This window comes from Psychrobacter sp. T6-1, assembly GCF_052258445.1.
The window spans coordinates 1-4,548 of the sequence record NZ_JBQQFC010000201.1 but is presented as its reverse complement, the minus strand read 5'-3'; the positions used below and the strand labels follow the sequence as shown (position 1 = coordinate 4,548).

General features: G+C 44.2%; 3 protein-coding genes and 2 pseudogenes. 2 read left to right on the top strand and 3 right to left on the bottom strand.

Features of this window, described 5'->3' with window-relative positions; all coding sequences use genetic code 11:
* Both ACTXGO_RS10055 and ACTXGO_RS10050 read right to left on the bottom strand, forming a co-directional pair.
* Positions 1-338 (bottom strand): annotated as a pseudogene (locus tag ACTXGO_RS10055) (sulfate ABC transporter substrate-binding protein); the annotation flags it as partial.
* A gap of 264 nt (positions 339-602) precedes the next feature.
* Positions 603-1,715 carry a sulfate ABC transporter substrate-binding protein gene (locus tag ACTXGO_RS10050; protein WP_443574307.1) on the bottom strand — a complete coding sequence of 371 codons (1,113 nt, stop codon included), beginning with the start codon at positions 1,713-1,715 and terminating at the stop codon, positions 603-605.
* Positions 1,716-1,941: 226 nt separating this feature from the next.
* Between ACTXGO_RS10050 and ACTXGO_RS10045 the strand changes: the two genes are divergently transcribed.
* Positions 1,942-2,472, top strand: coding sequence for a hypothetical protein (locus ACTXGO_RS10045; RefSeq protein ID WP_443574305.1), 531 nt, complete (start codon positions 1,942-1,944; stop codon positions 2,470-2,472).
* Between the two features lie 156 nt (positions 2,473-2,628).
* Positions 2,629-3,750 carry a Fic family protein gene (locus tag ACTXGO_RS10040; RefSeq protein WP_443574303.1) on the top strand — a complete coding sequence of 374 codons (1,122 nt, stop codon included), beginning with the start codon at positions 2,629-2,631 and terminating at the stop codon, positions 3,748-3,750.
* Between the two features lie 78 nt (positions 3,751-3,828).
* Here the strand turns inward: ACTXGO_RS10040 and sat are convergent.
* Positions 3,829-4,548 (bottom strand): annotated as a pseudogene (gene sat / locus ACTXGO_RS10035) (sulfate adenylyltransferase); the annotation flags it as partial.

The window sequence follows — 4,548 nt, the reverse complement described above, 5'->3', positions numbered from 1 at the left end:
TTCATCGTCGCCACATCCGCTTGCAAGCCATTTGCCACAGATAACGCCTGTTTGCTTGAGCCGCCATGAGACTGTTTGATATTCACAGTCGCATTTGGATTCTCAGATTTGTAGTGCTCAACGAACATAGGGTTATAATCTTTATAAAAATCACGCGCCACATCATATGAGACGTTGAGCAGCTCAATATTTTGATTCTCAGCGGCGGGCGTACCATCAGCATTTGTGGTGGTCTCGGTAGTATCATTGTTGCTACAGCCTGCTAAGCCAAGCGTGACCGCAAGACCTGCAATACTTAGTGTACTAATGGTTTTGTTTTTATAAACTTGATAAGTCATAGGAGTCTCAAAATAGGTCATGTGAGTTAAGGGATGCCAGTATGCTAACAGCGCCAGCTTATTATCTTTAATGATGAATATGCGTATGTTTCTGCCAAAATGGAATAATAACGCGAAACACAAACCTTAAAATAGCCAATGGACTCGCCTTTTATTCTACAAAATCCATCGCTATCAGAGACTTGTATGGTTGCAATGTTGTGCCTTTGCCTTTTAATAAACCGTACTTTTACTAGGCACAAAACCGCATGTCATCTAACGACTCTACGAGGTGCTCTTTTGTACCAGCTTATCAAAACGTCCACCATCAACAAAAAACTCATCCATAATTTGTGTCCACGATCCAAAGACAGCTACTGGCTCAAAAGTCTCAATCTCAGGTAGCGTCTGTCTATGTGCGGCAAGTATGTTTTCATCGCTTGGGCGTAGATACGTTTTTGCTATGAGCGTTTGCGCAGGTGCATCCCACAGCCCTTTTAGATAAGTATTAGCCGCCTCGGTACTACCGTGTTTGTCGCTCACAGCTTTGACGACAGCGACAGGGTTATGGATCTTAATAGAATAGCTTGGATAAACGATATCCACTTGACCTTTAGCGTGCTGCTTTGCGACTAGGTGCGCTTCGTTTTCGGTGGTGATGAGCACGTCCCCTAGCCCGCGCTGAGTGAAGCTGGTGGTTGCCGCACGGGCACCATTGTCAAAAGTGACGACGTTGGCAAGTAGTTTGCTCATATAAGTATCTGTTTGAGCCGCGCTTTGGGCAACCTCACTAAACTTGTGAAGACCGTAGCCGTAGGCACCCAAAAATGCGTAACGCGCGGTGCCACTGGTCTTAGGATTTGGCATGAGTACCTCAATATCTGTACGTGCCAAATCCTGCCAGTCTTGAATATTTTTTGGATTGCCTTGGCGCACTAGCAGTACGATAGTGCTGGTATAAGGAACGGCATCGTTTGGAAAAGCCTGCTTCCAATCGGTTGCAACCAGTCCCTTTTCGACAAGTAGATTCATATCACTTTCTTGGTTTAAAGTGACGATGTCTGCTTGCAACCCATTAGCTACTGATAACGCCTGCTTACTAGAGCCACCATGCGATTGATCAATCTGAACATCACTATCTGGATACTGCGCCTGATAGTCCGCTTTAAACAGTGGATTATATTCTTTATAAAAGTCGCGTGATACATCATAGGAGACGTTGAGTAGCTTAATATCGTGCAAAGCGGCGTCTATATCCGCTTGCGTAGCAGGCGCTTGCGTGCAGCCTGCTAACACTAAAACAGCACCCGTCATCAGTAATGCGCTTGATTGAACATAAAAGCTTTGCTGGCGGTTATTAGGTCGCGATCGCTTAGGGGTAAATATATTTTTGGTCATAGCAGTTCTCTGTTGGGTGAATGACTCATTTTTATGACTAGCGCAAGCTTAGGTGATAAACAACAGACTCTCGCAGTAATGAGCGCTATGCTAGCAGCTGATTTATCTATTGCTTAGTGACAAATTCGCTTATCACCTATTCAAGTTGGCATAAGTGAATTTATTGGGTATTCTACGAGCTGCCTGCAAAAGCGTATTTTTTTAACTTCAATAAATGAGCGACTATATGACCACTCCACTTCTGCCCTACGCTGCTGCCGCGGTGCTGCTTGCTGTTATCACTGTTAGCGGCTGTAGCACGTCTCCTACTCATGTCACGCACACGACATTATCAACGCACACTTTAGGTCAATCAGTCGATGTCCAATATAAGCCCTCATCTGCCGCAAAAAGGGTCATTGGCAGCTATGTCTCTGAGGGTTATAACAAGCGAGCGCAGGGTTACGACTGGGTGGCTATCAAAATTAGTCACGATAGTGACGTTAAAGATAGTATTAAGATAAAAGTGCATAGCCGTAACGATATCAAAAAGCCAACTTGTCAGTTCAATGGTACGGCAACTTTATTAGGTCAAGATCAAGCGCACGGCATTATTTTTAAAACACATATAAATGACAGTAGCGTTTTTTTTCAATTTAAAGACGATACACTCGCTATTGATAGCCAAGATAAATATGCGCTGAGTCGCTTCTGCTCAGGCGGCGGCTCTATGGCTGGCGAGTATCAAAAACTTGCAAGAGATTTAGATCTGGATTAAAGCATCGACGTCTAGAGAAAGGTTAACTTTAAAAATTAGCATAAGCTTAGTACTCAAAATGCATTGAATAAGCCTCTTAATCTCTGCATAATATGCGGAGATTAGGTTATTAATGACCGCACAGCTTTTTGATTGCCTCATGGCTTAGGAATAACAATGAAGCAGGCGATTTATATTCATGAAAGATCAGACTGGACACAATGGAGCTGGTCAGATAAGCAATTACTACCTCTAGTGAGTCGTGTGCGGATATTGCAAGGACATCTGCTTGGTAAGTTAGTCACCTTGGGTTTTGATTTGAAAGTTGAAGCACAATTAGATGCGGTTACTCTTGAAGTCGTTAAAACATCTGAGATTGAAGGTGAGACATTAAATAATGAGCAAGTACGCTCCTCGGTCGCACGGCATTTAGGTATAAAGACTAATGACATGCCTGCTGCCACGCGTGAAATCGATGCGATCGTTGAGATGATGCTTGTAGCCACTTATGGTTATCAAGAGCCACTGGCGTTGAATGACTTGCTGGGATGGCACAATGCCCTGTTCCCAACAGGATATAGTGGACTGTATAGCATCAAAGCAGGAGCAATTCGTGATGATAGCAAAGGAGCTATGCAAGTGGTGTCTGGTGGTTACGGGCGTGAGCAAGTCCATTTTGTGGCGCCAAGTGCAGATAGGTTGCCCATAGAGTTAGAGCGCTTCTTAGCTTGGTTGAATACATCCGCAGATGAGCAAGATAATTTGGATCTAGTCATCAAAGCTGGTATTGCTCATCTATGGTTTGTGACCCTGCATCCTTTTGATGATGGTAATGGCCGCTTGACGCGTGCAATCACCGAAAGAACGCTAGCTCAAAGTGATGGTAGTCTGCAACGTTTTTACAGTATGTCAGCTCAAATACTTAAACAGCGCAATACATACTACAAAATACTAGAGCGTACGCAAAAAGGGGGTTCAGATATTACGCAGTGGTTAGTTTGGTTTTTACAAACGCTAGAGCAAGCGCTATTAGCCGCACAGAAAACAACAGATAAAATCATCAGAAAAGCCAGCTTTTGGCAGACTCACCGTCAGCAATCATTGAACCCAAGACAAGTAAAAATGCTCAACATATTATTGACTGACTTTTATGGCAAGCTTACGACTAAAAAGTGGGCCTTGATGACAAAGTGTTCAGCGGATACCGCGTTAAGAGATATTAATGATTTAATAGAAAAAGACATACTAAAAAAGTCCATCGCTTCAGGACGTAGTACACATTATGAAGTGGTGCTGTAAATATAGAATAGATAAAAAAATAAAATCCCCAGTCGCTAAACTGGGGATTGTGCATTCATTAGCTTTAATAAACTCAAACTACACCGCCGATGCGCCAGTGAGTTTGACCTCAGCGCGTTCTTCCTTAGCAATACCGGCATAGTATTCACGCAAGATCTCAAGCACCTCAGGACGGCTAAAGTTCTCTGGCACCTCCTCATCCTCCGATAGCGCTTTACGCAGCTTGGTACCTGATACTTTGACATGATCGGCAGCGTCATGCGGGCAAGTTTTGTCAGAGGCCATAGCATTACAAGCATTACACCAAAACGTCCAGCCAATCTTTAGAGGCTGCGTAATAAGGTCGTCTTTTTCAACTTTATCAAAAATCGTCTGCGCATCAAACGCACCGTAGTAATCACCGACGCCTGCGTGATCCCGACCAACGATGAGGTGGCTACAGCCGTAGTTTTGGCGGAATACGGCGTGTAATAATGCTTCACGAGGGCCTGCGTAACGCATGTCTAGTGGATAGCCTGCTTGAATCACCGTGTCAGATCTAAAGTAGTTATCAATCAAGGTTCTAATCGCTTCTTGGCGTACATCGGCTGGGATATCACCAGGCTTTAGCGCCCCTAATAAGGAGTGAATGAGCACCCCATCGCATATTTCAATAGCAATCTTAGCCAGGTACTCATGCGAGCGATGCATCGGATTGCGCGTTTGAAAGGCGGCAACCGTTCTCCAGCCTTTATCGTTCAAAATTGCGCGAGTCTCGCTTGGGGTTTTGTAAATCTCAGGATACAGCGCTGGGAACTC

Coding starts and splice junctions, on each gene's coding strand:
- ACTXGO_RS10050 (WP_443574307.1), bottom strand. CDS start 1,715: ATGACCAAAAATATATTTACCCCTAAGCGATCGCGACCTAATAACCGC.
- ACTXGO_RS10045 (WP_443574305.1), top strand. CDS start 1,942: ATGACCACTCCACTTCTGCCCTACGCTGCTGCCGCGGTGCTGCTTGCT.
- ACTXGO_RS10040 (WP_443574303.1), top strand. CDS start 2,629: ATGAAGCAGGCGATTTATATTCATGAAAGATCAGACTGGACACAATGG.